The sequence below is a fragment of the Streptomyces sp. NPDC005648 genome, from assembly GCF_040605395.1.
Taxonomy (GTDB): Bacteria; Actinomycetota; Actinomycetes; order Streptomycetales; family Streptomycetaceae; genus Streptomyces.
This window is the reverse complement of the sequence record NZ_JBEXCS010000045.1, coordinates 40,164-53,041: the sequence shown is the minus strand read 5'-3', so window position 1 is coordinate 53,041 and position 12,878 is coordinate 40,164. Positions and strand designations below refer to the sequence as shown.

Genomic DNA, 12,878 nt, shown 5'->3' with positions numbered 1-12,878 from the left:
ATTCGTCAGCGCCACGGTTCAGATACTGAGCGGAGGGTGGCCGCAGTCGCCACCGCCGCCGTCACCGCCTCGTGCCCCTTGTCCTCGTTCGAGCCCTCGATTCCAGCGCGGTCCAGGGCCTGCTCCTCGGTGTCGCAGGTCAGCACGCCGAAGCCGACGGGGACGCCGGTCTCGACGGAGACCTGGGTGAGGCCCTGGGTGACGCCCTGGCAGACGTACTCGAAGTGCGGGGTGCCGCCGCGGATGACCACCCCCAGGGCGACGATCGCGTCGTAGCCGCGGCCCGCGAGGACCTTGGCGACGACGGGGAGCTCCCAGCTGCCGGGGACCCGGAGCAGGGTCGGCTCGTCGATGCCGAGGTCGTGCAGGGCGCGCAGGGCGCCGTCCACCAGGCCGTCCATCACCTTCTCGTGCCACTGCGCCGCGATGACGGCGACCCGCAGGTCACCCACATTGCGTACGGACAGCTCCGGTGCGCCCTTGCCGCTCACGTTCTCTTGTCTCCTAGATGTGCGAAGTGCGAAGTGCGATGTGCGATGTACGAAGTGCGATGCGCGATCGCTCAGGTGTGCGAGGACGCCCTTACTGGTTGCCGCAGGTGGACACGGGGGCCGGGTCCAGCCAGGGCAGGTCGTGTCCCATCCGGTCCCGCTTGGTGCGCAGGTAGCGGAGGTTGTGCTCACCCGCCTGTACGGGCATCGGCTCCCGGCCGGTGACCTTGAGCCCATGGCGGACGAGCGCGTCGGTCTTGTCGGGGTTGTTGGTCATCAGGCGGACGCTGCGGACGCCGAGGTCCTCCAGGATCTGCGCGCCGGCGCCGTAGTCCCGGGCGTCGGCGGGCAGGCCGAGCTCCAGGTTGGCGTCGAGGGTGTCACGGCCGCGCTCCTGGAGCTCGTAGGCGCGCAGCTTGGACAGCAGGCCGATACCGCGTCCCTCGTGACCGCGCAGATAGACGACCACTCCCCTGCCCTCCTCCTGGATGCGTTCCAGGGAGGCGTCCAGCTGGGGGCCGCAGTCGCAGCGCAGGGAGGCGAAGATGTCGCCGGTGAGGCACTCGGAGTGGACGCGGACCAGGACGTCCTCGCCGTCGCCGATCTCGCCGTGGACCAGGGCGACATGCTCGACGCCGTCGACGCTGGAGCGGTAGCCGTAGGCCTTGAACGCGCCGTGGGCGGTGGGCAGATGGGTCTCGGCCTCACGGCGGACGGTGGGCTCGCTGGAGCGGCGGTAGGCGATCAGGTCCTCGATGGAGATGATCGTCAGGCCGTGCTTGCGGGCGAAGGGGATCAGTTCGGGCAGGCGGAGCATACGGCCGTCCTCGCCGGCGATCTCGACGATCGCGCCGGCCGGACGCAGGCCCGCGAGGCGGGCGAGGTCGACGGCGGCCTCGGTGTGGCCGTTGCGGGTCAGCACACCGCCGGCCTTGGCGCGCAGCGGGAAGATATGGCCGGGGCGGACGAAGTCGGAGGCTTCGGCGTCGCCGCTCGCCAGGAGCTGGAGCGTGGTGGCGCGGTCGGCGGCGGAGATGCCGGTGGTCACGCCGTGCGCGGCGGAGGCGTCCACGGAGACCGTGAAGGCCGTCTTCATCGACTCCGTGTTGTCGTCGACCATCTGCGGGAGCTTCAGCCGCTCCAGTTCGTCGCTCTCCATCGGCGCGCAGATCAGGCCACGGCACTCGCTCATCATGAAGGCCACGATCTCGGGCGTGACCTTCTCGGCGGCCACCACCAGGTCGCCCTCGTTCTCGCGGTCCTCGTCGTCGACGACCACGATCGGGCGGCCGGCCGCGATGTCGGCGATGGCCTGCTCGATCGGGTCGAGGGACCAGTCCTCGATGCCGTCCGTGCTGTAGAGAATGGGTGCCGCGGTCATGCCGGGGCTCCTTCCAGGACGGGCTGCGGCGTCCTGCGGGAGCGCAGCCACCAGTCGCGCATGCCCCACAGGACGAGTGCGCCGTAGATGACGTAGACGAAGCCGGAGAAGGCGTAGCCGTTGGCGAAGTTGAGGGGGACGCCGACGACGTCGACGAGGAGCCAGGCGAACCAGAACTCGACCATGCCGCGGGCCTGTGCGTACATGGCGACGACGGTGCCGACGAATATGTACGCGTCCGGCCAGGGGTCCCAGGACAGGGTCGGGTAGGCCTTGAAGAGCAGGGCGACGGCGACCGTGCCGACGGCGGCGGCGGCGACCATCGCGCCGCGCTCGCGCCAGGTGGCGAAGCGGGGGGCGATGTGGCCGTCGCCGGACTGGCCCTTGTTGCGGTTCCACTGCCACCAGCCGTACAGGGCGACGGCCATGACGACCGCCTGCTTGCCCGCGCTGCCGGTCAGATGGCCGAAGAAGGCGCCGAAGAGGATGAGGCCGGAGGCGAACTGCACCGGCCAGCTCCAGAGGTTGCGCCGCCAGCCGAGGGCGAGGGCGATCAGACCGAGGATGTTGCCGATCATGTCCGACCAGAGGATGTGCTGGCCGAACAGGACGAAGGCCTCGGAGTTGAGGGAGTTCACTTCCCGGCCCCCTGACCGCTGCTCGCGAGCAGCCGCTCGACGTACTTGGCCACGACGTCCACCTCGAGGTTGACCGGGTCGCCGGGCTGCTTGATACCGAGCGTGGTCAGGGCGAGGGTGGTCGGGATGAGGCTGACCGTGAAGTAGTCGGGGCCGGCGTCGACGACGGTGAGGCTGATGCCGTCGACGGTGATGGAGCCCTTCTCGACGACATAGCGCGTGAGGTCCGCGGGCAGGGAGATCTTGATGATCTCCCAGTTCTCGGAGGGCTTGCGCTCCAGGACCCGCCCGGTGCCGTCGACATGCCCCTGCACGATGTGTCCGCCCAGTCGGGCGCCCACGGCCATCGGGCGTTCCAGGTTGACCCGGGAGCCTTCGGCGAGGGCGCCGAGGCTGGAGCGGTCGAGGGTCTCGGCCATGACGTCGGCGGTGAACCAGTCGGCGTCGTACTCGACGACGGTGAGGCAGACGCCGTTGACGGCGATGGAGTCCCCGTGCTTCGCGCCCTCGGTGACCACGGGACCGCGCACCCGGAAACGACAGGAGTCGCCGAGGTTCTCGACGGCGGTGATCTCACCCAGCTCTTCGACGATTCCGGTGAACACTTCCCGGGTCCTCCTGCCTCATTGGGGCACGGACTCCGGGGCTGTCGAAGACGACAGAGGACGAGCGAGGACACCGAGGGCGACGCCGGACAGAACCCATCCCCATGGATGAGCGCATACGGCGGCGCGCACGAATGCCCGCCCGCCGCGCACTGCCTCCCATCCGGACTTTAACCGTCGGTCCAGGAATTTCACCTGGTCAACCGGCCGCTGGAAGCGGACGGGTCGCGGACTGTAACCGCCGGTTCGGAATTTCACCGACCCCGGAGTGCGCTGCTTCTGGTACAGAGCCAGTCTGCCACGCCCGATCGAGGTCCATACGGGCGAACGATGTGGGTTGGCTCACAGGTGACGTCGCTGGACTTCTCAACTCCCGTTTCCCCGTTGGACCCTATGGTCTAGTCCTTTCTGGATCTCCCGTTGCCGGCCCGGCGGCGGTGACGACGGCCCTTGCCCGTCGCCGGGCCACCCCATCCGCTCGGGTGGGCTCCGGCAGGGTGGAGCCATGAGCAGCGCGACCGCCGACGACTTCGAGCCGCACCGCCCGCGCCTGTTCGGCCTGGCCTACCGACTGCTGGGTTCGGCCGACGAGGCCGAGGACGCGGTACAGGACACCTATCTCCGCTTCAGCGGCACGGACCGTACGGCCATCGAGCATCCCGCGGCCTGGCCGGCCAAGGTGGTCACCAACCTCTGTCTGACCCGTCTGACCGCCGCGCGGGCCCGGCGCGAACAGTACGTCGGCACCTGGCTGCCGGAGCCGGTCCTCACCTCGGACGGCTCGCTCGGCGAGGGGGCGGGGCTGAGGCGACGGCATCAGGAACGCGGAGACCAACGCTCGGGGGGCGCGAACAGCTCCTCCTGGGCGCGGTCCCGTGCCGTGAGCAGCGCCCCGCGCAGTACGGCCCCGCCGCCGAGGGCGCCGGCCCGGACCTCGGTGAGCAGCGGTGACATCCGCCGGACCCGTTCCTGCACCCGTGCGGCCAGCTCACTCCCGCCGGCCTGCCCGACCTCGCCGCCGAGGACGACGCACCCGGGGTCGAGGATGGCGACGACGGACGCGACCCCCAGGGCGAGCCGATCGGCGAGGGCATCCAAAAACCGGTCGGCCGAGCCGTGAGCCCCCGCGGCACCCCCAGCACCCGTAACGCCGCGACTCGCCCCAGCACCCCCCTCACGCATCCGAGCCAGCACCCCCACCGCCCCCCGCACCACCCCCGCGGCCGACGGTTCGTCCCTGACCCCGTCCGGCGCCAGCCCGAACTTCGCCGCCAGCTCCACCACCGCCGCCGAGCCCGCCAGCGAGTGGAAGCCTCCCTCACACCCCGTGGCCGACGGCAGTGCGGTCGTGCCGGGTACCGGCAGGAAGCCGATCTCGCCGGTGCCGCCCGAGGCCCCTCGGCGCAGGGAACCGTCCAGCACCACCGCCGCCCCGGTTCCGTGTCCCAGCCACAGGAGGACGAAGGTGTCGCGGTCGCGGGCCGCGCCGTCCCGCTGTTCCGCCAGGGCGGCGAGGTTGGTCTCGTTCTCGACGCTGACCCTCGCCTCGGGGAAGCGTTCCTGGAGGGCGGCGCACAGACGGCGGTGCCATTCGGGCAGGCCGGTCGAGTCCCGCAGCTCGCCCGTGACCGGGTCGATCAGCCCCGGCGCACCGATCCCGACCGTGTGCAGCCGGTCCGCGCCCGCCTCTTTCGCCACCCGCTCGACCAGCGCGACGGCCTGCTCCACCGCCGGCCCGGTCCCCATGTCCCCGCCGATCGGCACCGACGCCTCCGCGAGCACCCGCCCCACCAGGTCGGACACGACGACCGAGACGCCCTCCGTCCGGGCGTCCAGCGCCGCCAGATGGGCGCGGTCGGCCACGATCCCGTACAGCTTCGCGTTCGGCCCCCGCCGCTGTTCCCCCGCCTCTCCGGCCACACCGATCAGACCGGCCGCGGTGAGGCGTTCGACGAGGTCGGCGACGGTGGGCCGGGACAGTCCGGTCAGCTGCTTCAACTGCCCTGCCGTCAACGGGCCTTCCTGCTGCAGCAGCCGCAGCGCGAGCCGGTCGTTGATGGCCCGGGCGGTGCTCGGGGATGCGGGCATGCCGGGATCCTTCCAGACGGCGGGACGGGCAGACGCAGTGCGGTGCGGTGCCATGCCTGGCCCGCTCGGCCGTTAATCCCCTATCTATCAGGAAGGGACCCTGATAGTTTACGCGGCGTTGACCGAGCACAGGACGGGAACCGGGAAACGGGAGGGACGCAGAATGAGCGACGTGGTCCATGACCTGCGCGAGGTGAGGCGCGCCCGGTACGCCCTGGCCGCCGTGTTCACCGTGCACGGGGGCGTCACCGGCTCGTTCGCGACCCGTGTGCCGTGGATCCGGGAGCACGCGCACCTCAGCGCGGGCGAGCTGGGCTTCGCGCTCGCCTTCACGGCCTTCGGCGCCTCCTGCGCGATGCCGCTGGCCGGCCGGATCAGTCACCGCTTCGGCAGCCGTACGAGCCTGCGCGGACTGATCGCCCTGTGGACGCTCTCCCTCGTCCTGCCGTCCCTCGCGCCGAACATGCTCACCCTGTGCCTGGCGATGTTCGTCTACGGCGCGAGCGCCGGCATGGCCGACGTCGGCATGAACGCGCTCGGCGTGGAGATCGAACGCCGGCTGAACAAGTCGATCATGACCGGGCTGCACGGCATGTGGAGCGCGGGCGCCCTGATCGGCTCGGCCGGCGGCACACTCGCCGCGCATCTGGGCGCGGACGCCCGTGTGCACTTCGCGCTCGCGTCGGCGACCCTCACCGCCCTCGGCCTCCTGGCCTGTACCTGGGTCCTGGACCTGCAGCCCGCCGAGGACGAGGAGCCGCCGCCACGGTTCGCGCTGCCGCCGAGGTCCGCGCTGCTGATCGGTGCGGTCGGGTTCTGCGCGGTCTTCGCGGAGGGCGCGAGCCTGGACTGGTCGGCCGTCTTCCTGCGCGACCAGCTGGAGACCTCGGCGGGTCTCGCCGCGGCCTGTACGACCGGGTTCATGCTCACCATGGCGGTGGCGCGGCTGGTGGGCGATGCGGTGGTGAACCGCTTCGGCGCGGTGAGCACGGTCCGGGCGGGTGGCGGCTTCGCCGTGCTCGGCGGGGTGCTCATCGTCCTCGCCGGACATCCCGCCGTCGCCATGACGGGCTTCGCGCTGCTCGGCCTCGGCATCGCGGTCGTCGTACCGCTGTGCTTCGCGGCGGCCGGGCACAGCGGCCCGAATCCGAGCCAGGCCATCGCGGGCGTCGCGACCATCACCTACACCTCGGGGCTGATCGCGCCCAGCCTGATCGGCGGGGTGGCGCAGGCGACGAGTCTGGTGGTGTCGTTCATGCTGGTGACGGTCCTGGCCTGCGGCCTGGTGGGTTTCGCCGGCGTCCTGCGCACCGGCGACCCCCGTACCCGGCGCGAGGTCAGCCGGCCGGCCGCAGCAGTGCCCGACCCGCGGCCCTGAAGCCGTCGCTCCAGGGCGCGGGGCGCATCGTGGCCGCGTCCAGCCGGACCAGCACCCGGGTGCCCCGCGCGTACGTCTCGGTCCCGTCCGCCGAGCAGAACCGGAAGCCGTAGGTCAGCCCGGTGTTCCCGAGCCGCTCCAGCCACAGGTGGACGGCGTACTCGCCCGGCCGGGTCACCGGCGCCCGGTAGCTGATGGTGAGCTCCTTGACGGCGTTGCAGGCGTCTCCGGCCGCGGCCCAGTCGCCGTCGAAGTGGATGCCGTGCTCCTGCCACAGCTCGGTCCAGGCCCGCTCGACCTTGAGGGGATAGCGGGCGTTGTGCAGCAGCCCGAGCGCGTCCAGATCGTCGAAGTGGACGGTGACGGGCATCAGCCGTCCGTACGAGACGGCGGGGGCCGTGGGGGCTTCTGCGGTCACGGGTGGGACTCCTGGGCGTCGCGGGATGGAGCGGTGGGGACACTCCATCCTAAGCGGACGCTCAGGAGTCCCGGTCGGGAAGGGCCTGGTCAGCCCGTTATGGAGTCCAGCTGTTCGGCGGCCGGGCGCAGCGCCCAGAGGTCACCGCCGGGCGGGGTCTCCAGTTTCGGCACCGCCTCGCGCGCCGCCTCGTCCCCGGCGTCCGCCGCCGCGTGCACGATGTCGCTCGCCGCGAACCGGTGGAACTCGAGCTCGGGATACGGCCAGACGGCCGCCCCGGTCGCCGCGGGCAGCAGATAGTCCAGGGCCTTAGACACCCCTTGTCCGGCCGGTCCTTGATAGGCCCACAGGTTCACGCCGACGTGTCGGCCGATGGCCGCGAGGCGGGTGTAGGCGACCAGGTCGAAGGTCGAGTAGTGCCAGCTGCGCGTCCGCGCGAGCTCCTGCGGCTGGCTGCCGTCGGCGGCGATCTGGGGGTCGATGCGCCTGGTGCGCGCGTCGAGCACGGTCCGCCGGGCGAGCGCCCGGTCGCCGGTCGCGTACGCGAGGGCGGCGAGCTGCAGGTCGTAGAAGGTGCCGTGGTTGTTGCCGGCCGCGCCCTCCTCCTTGCCGAAGCCGCTGTTCCTGAGCCAGCCGAGGAAGTCGGAGTTCCACCTGCCCATCGCGGTGCGGTCCCGGGCGCTCCAGCCCGGCGCTCCGGTGGCGAGGACGGCCTGGGCGTCGAGCACGCTCGTGTACGACTGGGAGAAGTCGATGATGCCGATGGACCGGCCGTCGTACTTGCAGGGGATGAACTGGGCGTGGTCCAGGTTCGGGTTCATCCGGGTGGCCGGGTCGAGGAACCAGGTGCGCAGGATCTGGGCGGCCTTCTCCGCGTAGGCCCGTCTGCCCGTGTAGTACCAGGCCAGGGAGAGGTCGTACGTCGAGTCGAAGACGTGCTCGACGTCCTGGCGGTCGGTACCCGAGTCGACCTCCGGGTTGCGCTGACCGTCGCGCTGGACGTACGGGCAGCCCCACGGGTTGTCGGCGGTCGGGGTCGTGGTAGGCCACCAGTAGGGGGCCTGGCTGAGGTACTCGTGGACGTCCCCGCCGGGTGCGGGTTTCGGCTTGTCGACGACCGTCCAGGGGCCCTGGGACAGCCAGTTGTCGGCGCGGGCCGTCAAGGTCCGCAGTTCCCGGCGGAGTTGGGGATCACCACGGTCCAGCCGGGTCTTGGTCCGCTGCAGCCGGGCGCCGTCGAGGACGGCCGTGTCGGGGGCCTTCGGACTCGCGTGCGCCGAGGGGACGAGGACGGTTCCAAGACTCACCACCGCGGCCAGCAGCACGGCCGCACGGGATCTTCCTCTCATCGAGCACTCCGATCCATCGAACGAATGGTCAGGAATGTGAACGCAGTTCATGAGTAGGACCGTGCGAGCGTAGAACTCCGAGGTAGCCGTGACAATGGTCCGGACACCACTTCACGTACAGAACCTCGCGCGGGAGAACGCGCCCGGAGAAAGCGACCGTTCCCATGGATCTCGGCGTCCGCTGGAAAGTGCACGGCGATGGGCGGACACCCGCGCCCGGTGCGGTGGTGCGCCCCGACGAACGCCTCTCCTGGCCCCGCACCCTCGGCCTCGGCCTCGGCGCCCAGCATGTGGTGGCCATGTTCGGCGCGTCCTTCGTGGCCCCTGTGCTGATGGGCCTGGACCCCAACCTCGCGATCATGATGTCGGGCGTCGCGACCGTGGTCTTCCTGCTCGCGACGCGCGGCCGGGTGCCGAGCTACCTGGGCTGTTCGCTCTCCTTCGTCGGGGTGGCCGCGGTGATCCGCGCACAGGGCGGTACGAGCGCCACGGTCACCGGCGCGGTCTTCGTAGTCGGCGCGGCGCTCTTCCTGGTCGGTCTCGCCGTGCAGCGCTTCGGGGCGCGGATCATCCACGCCGCGATACCGCCGATCGTCACCGGCGCGGTGGTCATGCTGATCGGCTTCAACCTGGCGCCGGTGACCGCTTCGACCTACTGGCCGCAGGACCAGTGGACCGCTCTGCTGGTGATGCTGTTCACCGGTCTGGCGGTCGTCTGTCTGCGTGGTTTCTGGTCACGGATCGCGATCTTCCTCGGCCTGGTCTTCGGCTACGGCCTCTCGTGGGCCTTCGACCGGATCTTCGGCAGGATCCACTCGGTCGACGCCGGCGGCAGGGTCACCGACCACTGGCGGCTCGACCTCTCCGGCGTCGGCAGGGCGGACTGGCTCGGTCTGCCCTCCTTCCACGGCCCGACGTTCCAGTGGTCGGCGATCCTGGTCGCGCTCCCCGTGGTCATCGCCCTGGTCGCGGAGAACGCCGGACACGTCAAGGCGGTCGGCGAGATGACCGGCGACCCGCTCGACGACAGGCTCGGCACGGCGATCTCGGCCGACGGCATCGGTTCCATGCTGTCCACGGCCGTGGGCGGCCCGCCCAACACCACGTACTCCGAGAACATCGGCGTGATGGCCGCGACCCGTGTCTACTCGACGGCCGCCTACTGGGCCGCCGCCGGCTTCGCCCTCCTGTTCGGTCTGTGCCCGAAGTTCGGCGCGGTCGTCGCCGCCGTCCCCGGCGGCGTCCTCGGCGGCATCACCGTCATCCTCTACGGCATGATCGGCCTGCTCGGCGCGCAGATCTGGACCAACTCCCGGGTGGACCTGCGCAATCCGCTGAACCTGGTCCCGGCCGCCGCGGGCGTCGTCATCGGCGTCGGCAACGTCACCATGAAGTTCACCGACAACTTCTCGCTGAGCGGTATCGCCCTGGGCACCCTGGTCGTCATCACCGGCTACCACACGCTGCGGGCGTTCGCCCCGGCGCACCTCAGGACGCGGGAACCGCTGCTGGACGAGGGGAATCAGCGCGCCAGGTCGTAGGCGTACGACGGACTGAACGTCCCCGGCGCCCCCTGGCACCCGTCCGACTCCCCCGGCAGTTTCACCCACAGGTAGGCGTCGATCCGTGCCTCGCCCGTGTTCAGCGTCGGCGCCCGGCCGAGCTTGCGGCCGGCCGGGTCGCACCAGTCGCCCTCGGGCGGCGCGCCGTTGCCGTTGCGGCTGGTGTCGATGACGGCGCCGAGGCTCGACGGTCCGCCCAGGTCGTCGAGGACCTGGCGGTCGTAGGCGATCTCGTCGGACGTCGTGTGGAAGTTGGAGACGTTGCTGAAGATCCCGTCGGAGGAGGCGGGCGAGGCGGCGCCGGCCTGCTTCAGCATCCCCGCCTGCGCGGCGGCCGTGTTCCAGCCGGAGTGCCCGGCGTCGTAGTACACGCGCGCCTTCGGGTCGGCGGACTTCAGGACGCGGCCGGCCCGGGCCAACGAGGCGAACCGGTCCGCCCGTTGGTCGTCGGAGAGGCACTCGGCCTGGGCGACGGAGTCGGGCTCCAGGACGACGACGACCTCACCGGAGCCCAGTCCGGCCGCGAAGTCGTCGATCCAGCCGTCGTAGGCGTCGAGGTCCGGTGCCCCGCCCTGGGAGGCGCCTCCGCAGTCGCGGTCCGGGATCGCGTACGCCACCAGCACCGGAACGCGGCCCTGTCCGGCGGCGTCCGAGGTGACCTCACGGACCCGTGCGGTGATGGTCGCCGGCGTGAAGTCGGCGAACCACACGGCGGCGGGCCGGTCGGCGATACGGGACTCGATGAGCGGGGTGCGCGGGTCGGTCGGGTGGGCGCGGACCCAGTCGAGGACATGGGACTCGGGGTGGAGGTAGAGGCGGGCGGACGCGGGCGCGGGGGCGGGCCGCTGCTTCTTCTCCGGCGTCCTCGTGGGTGAGGGATCGGCCTTCTTCGTCGGACTGGGCCGGACAGCGGGGGACTTGGTGACCGTGGCGGACACGGACGGCTCGACGGGCAGCTGATCGAGCCGCGGCGAGCTGCTCACCTCGGGCTTGGCCGCCTCGGCACCGCTGCCGTCGTCCAGGGCGGACATCATGCCGGTGGCCGTGCCGACGGCGACCACCACCGAGGCCACCGCGACCATGGCACCCCGTCGGGCGCGCCTGCGCCGGGCCCTGCGTGCCGCCAGCCGGTGCGCGCGTGAGCCTGACACGTCCGCTTCCCTCCCCCACCACAGGCACCCGTTCCCCCGTTCCGGGGAAGCGTCGGGCCCGCCGCCACTTGGGTCAGCCTAGGACTGGGACCCTTCCCCCATGCCGCAATTGGAACAGTTCACCCCATCCGTGGGCGAGGTCGTCTCCCGGATGCGCGCCCTGGACGCCGCCCTTCCCGAGCGGGACGGGATCGCGGTCTTCAACCGCGTCTACCTCGCCGTGACGGAGGCGATCGACCGGGGGATCGACGCCGGCCGGTTCCCGGACGCGCGGGCGGCGATCACGCTGGACGTACGGTTCGCGCAGCGCTATCTGGCGGCCGTCGAGGCGGTGTCCGACGGCCGGCGGCCACCGGCCTGCTGGCGCCCGCTGTTCCAGTTCCGCCGCCATCCCGGCGTACGTCCGCTGCAGTTCGCGCTGGCGGGCATCAATGCGCACATCGGCCACGACCTGGCGCTCGCCGTTGTGGACGCCTGTCGTAGCCTGCGCTGCGAACCGGCCGAGCTGGAGGATGAGTTCGATCGCGTGGGCGACCTCCTCGTTTCGCTGGAGGAGCGCATCCGCGAAGAGCTGATGCCGGGTCCCGACCTGCTCCAGATCGCCGACCCGCTCACCCATCTGCTGGGCTCCTGGAGCCTGGAGCGGGCCCGGGACGCCACCTGGACCGCGGCCCGCGCGCTGTGGGCGCTGCGCGGACTCCCGGACGTGGCCGAGGAGTTCACCGAGCGCCTTGACACGGCGGTCGGCTTCGCCGGACGCATGCTGCTCACGCCCTTGCCGGACTGATCCGGCCACGAGCCGCGACACACCTCACCGACTGCCCTGCCTCGGGGTTAAGTTGCGGATTGAACCGACGCAAAGGAGCGTACGCATGGCCATTCGACTGGGCCTGAGCCTTCCCCAAGCGCGGCAGTACGACCTCGGGCGTGATGTGCCCGACGTGGCTCGCGCCGCCGAGCGGATCGGCTACGAGAGTCTGTGGGTCTACGAGCGTGCCCTGTTCCCCGAGCCCATGACGCAGGGCCTGTACGGCATCGAGGGCCTCGCCTGGCCGGACGTGTACCGCGGTGTCCCCGATCCCCTGGTGACGCTGACCCTTGCCGCGGCGTCGACCGGGACGGCCCGGCTCGGCACGAGCATCCTGGTCGCCCCGCTGCACAACCCCTTCCAGCTGGCCAAGTCCCTCGCGACGCTCGACGCGGCGAGCGGGGGCCGGGTGCTGGCGGGCCTCGGCACGGGCTGGTCGCTCGACGAGTACGCCGCGGCCGGTGTGGCGCCGTTCGAGGAGCGGGGCCGGGTCCTGGACGAGGTCATCGACGTCTGCCGGGCGGTGTGGGGCCCGGACCCGGTGACGTACGAGGGCCGGCTGACCAGGATCGCCTCTGCCGTGGTCGGTCCCAAGCCGGCCGCTCCGATCCCGATCCTGCTGCCGACCAACAGCAGGAAGGCGATGATCCGGCTCGTCGACCGCGCGGACGGCTGGATGCCCATCGCCATGGGAGCCGACCGACTGGCCGCGCAGTGGCGCCGGTTGCAGGACCTGGCGGCCGAGCGCGGACGCACCGAGCCGATCGAGACGGTGGTCAGGGTGAACGCCCAGTACACCGCGAAGGCCTACGACGGCTCGGACCGCGCCGCCTTCCAGGGCAGCGCCGCCCAGATCGCCGAGGACCTCGCGGTCCATGCCACGAGCAGCGGCCTCGACGCGTTCTTCTTCGAGGTCCAGGGCGGCGCCCGGGACGCCGAGGAACTCAAGGACGTGGCCGCCGAACTCTACGAGGCGGTACAGGCCACCGAGGCCCAGGGCCTGGCCTGA

General features: G+C 71.4%; 12 protein-coding genes, 1 pseudogene and 1 riboswitch. Of the genes and pseudogenes, 5 read left to right on the top strand and 8 right to left on the bottom strand.

Annotation, left to right across the window (positions count from 1 at the left end; genetic code table 11):
• Positions 1 to 5: 5 nt before the first annotated feature.
• From ribH to ABZT17_RS24825, 4 genes are all read right to left on the bottom strand, one after another.
• Positions 6 to 491 (bottom strand): 6,7-dimethyl-8-ribityllumazine synthase, encoded by a 486-nt coding sequence (ribH, locus tag ABZT17_RS24840; RefSeq protein ID WP_003988915.1) that lies wholly within the window; start codon positions 489 to 491, stop codon positions 6 to 8.
• A 91-nt stretch (positions 492 to 582) separates the two neighbouring features.
• The gene (locus ABZT17_RS24835) at positions 583 to 1,872 is read right to left on the bottom strand and encodes a bifunctional 3,4-dihydroxy-2-butanone-4-phosphate synthase/GTP cyclohydrolase II (protein ID WP_356351782.1); all 1,290 of its coding nucleotides are present in this window, start codon (positions 1,870 to 1,872) and stop codon (positions 583 to 585) included.
• Positions 1,869 to 2,510 (bottom strand): nicotinamide riboside transporter PnuC, encoded by a 642-nt coding sequence (pnuC, locus tag ABZT17_RS24830; protein WP_356351781.1) that lies wholly within the window; start codon positions 2,508 to 2,510, stop codon positions 1,869 to 1,871. The genes ABZT17_RS24835 and pnuC overlap by 4 nt, the downstream gene beginning before the upstream one ends.
• The gene (locus tag ABZT17_RS24825; protein ID WP_356351780.1) at positions 2,507 to 3,115 is read right to left on the bottom strand and encodes a riboflavin synthase; all 609 of its coding nucleotides are present in this window, start codon (positions 3,113 to 3,115) and stop codon (positions 2,507 to 2,509) included. Before ABZT17_RS24825 ends, pnuC begins: the two co-directional genes overlap by 4 nt.
• 145 nt (positions 3,116 to 3,260) lie before the next feature.
• Positions 3,261 to 3,391: riboswitch (FMN riboswitch) on the bottom strand.
• A gap of 229 nt (positions 3,392 to 3,620) precedes the next feature.
• Between ABZT17_RS24825 and ABZT17_RS24820 the strand changes: the two are divergent.
• Positions 3,621 to 3,905 (top strand): annotated as a pseudogene (locus tag ABZT17_RS24820) (sigma factor); the annotation flags it as partial.
• Positions 3,906 to 3,931: 26 nt separating this feature from the next.
• Here ABZT17_RS24820 and ABZT17_RS24815 read toward each other — a convergent pair.
• Positions 3,932 to 5,203 carry an ROK family transcriptional regulator gene (locus tag ABZT17_RS24815; RefSeq protein ID WP_356351779.1) on the bottom strand — a complete coding sequence of 424 codons (1,272 nt, stop codon included), beginning with the start codon at positions 5,201 to 5,203 and terminating at the stop codon, positions 3,932 to 3,934.
• Positions 5,204 to 5,366: 163 nt separating this feature from the next.
• Here ABZT17_RS24815 and ABZT17_RS24810 point away from each other — a divergent pair, with 163 nt between their 5' ends.
• Entirely contained in the window at positions 5,367 to 6,581 is a 1,215-nt protein-coding gene (locus ABZT17_RS24810) for an MFS transporter (RefSeq protein WP_356351778.1), read from the top strand.
• Here ABZT17_RS24810 and ABZT17_RS24805 read toward each other — a convergent pair.
• Positions 6,541 to 6,999, bottom strand: a complete 459-nt coding sequence (locus tag ABZT17_RS24805) for a thioesterase family protein (RefSeq protein ID WP_356351777.1) — start codon at positions 6,997 to 6,999, stop codon at positions 6,541 to 6,543. The genes ABZT17_RS24810 and ABZT17_RS24805 overlap by 41 nt on opposite strands.
• A gap of 89 nt (positions 7,000 to 7,088) precedes the next feature.
• Positions 7,089 to 8,348, bottom strand: coding sequence for an alginate lyase family protein (locus tag ABZT17_RS24800; RefSeq protein WP_356351776.1), 1,260 nt, complete (start codon positions 8,346 to 8,348; stop codon positions 7,089 to 7,091).
• Positions 8,349 to 8,512: 164 nt separating this feature from the next.
• Here ABZT17_RS24800 and ABZT17_RS24795 point away from each other — a divergent pair, with 164 nt between their 5' ends.
• A complete protein-coding gene (locus ABZT17_RS24795; RefSeq protein WP_356351775.1) occupies positions 8,513 to 9,889 on the top strand; it encodes a solute carrier family 23 protein in 1,377 nt (458 codons plus the stop codon).
• Here ABZT17_RS24795 and ABZT17_RS24790 read toward each other — a convergent pair.
• Positions 9,871 to 10,992 (bottom strand): glycoside hydrolase family 6 protein, encoded by a 1,122-nt coding sequence (locus ABZT17_RS24790; protein WP_356351800.1) that lies wholly within the window; start codon positions 10,990 to 10,992, stop codon positions 9,871 to 9,873. The genes ABZT17_RS24795 and ABZT17_RS24790 overlap by 19 nt on opposite strands.
• 169 nt (positions 10,993 to 11,161) lie before the next feature.
• On the opposite strand from ABZT17_RS24790, the gene ABZT17_RS24785 reads away from it, so the two are divergent.
• Both ABZT17_RS24785 and ABZT17_RS24780 read left to right on the top strand, forming a co-directional pair.
• Entirely contained in the window at positions 11,162 to 11,848 is a 687-nt protein-coding gene (locus ABZT17_RS24785; RefSeq protein ID WP_356351774.1) for a DUF5995 family protein, read from the top strand.
• Between the two features lie 85 nt (positions 11,849 to 11,933).
• A complete protein-coding gene (locus tag ABZT17_RS24780) occupies positions 11,934 to 12,878 on the top strand; it encodes an LLM class F420-dependent oxidoreductase (protein WP_356351773.1) in 945 nt (314 codons plus the stop codon).

Excerpts from the sequence above, each read along its gene's own strand:
- ABZT17_RS24780 (WP_356351773.1), top strand. The coding sequence starts at position 11,934 with ATGGCCATTCGACTGGGCCTGAGCCTTCCCCAAGCGCGGCAGTACGAC.
- ABZT17_RS24790 (WP_356351800.1), bottom strand. The coding sequence starts at position 10,992 with ATGGTCGCGGTGGCCTCGGTGGTGGTCGCCGTCGGCACGGCCACCGGC.
- ABZT17_RS24835 (WP_356351782.1), bottom strand. The coding sequence starts at position 1,872 with ATGACCGCGGCACCCATTCTCTACAGCACGGACGGCATCGAGGACTGG.
- ABZT17_RS24795 (WP_356351775.1), top strand. The coding sequence starts at position 8,513 with ATGGATCTCGGCGTCCGCTGGAAAGTGCACGGCGATGGGCGGACACCC.
- ABZT17_RS24810 (WP_356351778.1), top strand. The coding sequence starts at position 5,367 with ATGAGCGACGTGGTCCATGACCTGCGCGAGGTGAGGCGCGCCCGGTAC.
- ABZT17_RS24785 (WP_356351774.1), top strand. The coding sequence starts at position 11,162 with ATGCCGCAATTGGAACAGTTCACCCCATCCGTGGGCGAGGTCGTCTCC.
- ABZT17_RS24815 (WP_356351779.1), bottom strand. The coding sequence starts at position 5,203 with ATGCCCGCATCCCCGAGCACCGCCCGGGCCATCAACGACCGGCTCGCG.
- ABZT17_RS24800 (WP_356351776.1), bottom strand. The coding sequence starts at position 8,348 with ATGAGAGGAAGATCCCGTGCGGCCGTGCTGCTGGCCGCGGTGGTGAGT.